Annotated in this window: 1 protein-coding gene and 1 pseudogene; both read left to right on the top strand. The window is 35.4% G+C overall.

Going from position 1 to position 601, the window contains the following annotated elements:
* Positions 1-190: pseudogene (locus ACFIM8_RS09360) on the top strand (hypothetical protein); the annotation flags it as partial.
* Between the two features lie 14 nt (positions 191-204).
* A partial coding sequence (locus ACFIM8_RS09355; RefSeq protein ID WP_375614856.1) for a Rha family transcriptional regulator occupies positions 205-601 on the top strand: 397 nt, incomplete at its 3' end.

The following is a 601-nucleotide window of genomic DNA, read 5'->3' as shown; positions in this document are numbered from 1 at the left end:
AAAAGAAGGCGTGGATTTTGTTTTTACAAAACAAGAATGGAACAGACAGAAGATTTGTCCAAAATCTGAAATAGAAACAGATAAAACAGATAATCATTACTTCAAAATTCACGCAGCAAGGAAAATTGCTCAAGCAGAGCGCCATAGAAACTATGGCAAAATATTATACCAATACTTGTGTTTTCATTAATTTAGGAAGTGATGATGCGAAACTTTATTACAATATCTGAAAACAATTTTCAAAACACAACAGTTCAAACGATGTCTAGTCGTGAAATTGCAGAGTTATGCGGTAAGCAACATGCGCATATTATGCGTGATATTCGACAAATGTTAGGAGAATTATATCCTGAAGGGGGTCAATCCAAATTTGGATCCACCTATTTAGATAAACAGGGTAAGACCCAAAACTGTTACAACCTTCCTAAACGTGAATGCCTCATTTTAGTTTCTGGTTACAGCATGACATTACGTGCTAGGATTATAGACCGTTGGCAAGAGTTGGAAAAGCAAGCAGTAACACTACAAATCGACTATTCAAGTCCAAAGGCTATGATTGGCTTTTTGAATTACCTACAAGGTCAAATAGATCAAAAAGACA

Origin of the sequence: Bartonella sp. AC535YNZD, assembly GCF_042196625.1 — a bacterium.
Taxonomy (GTDB): domain Bacteria; phylum Pseudomonadota; class Alphaproteobacteria; order Rhizobiales; family Rhizobiaceae; genus Bartonella.
This window is presented reverse-complemented; position numbering and strand designations above follow the sequence as displayed.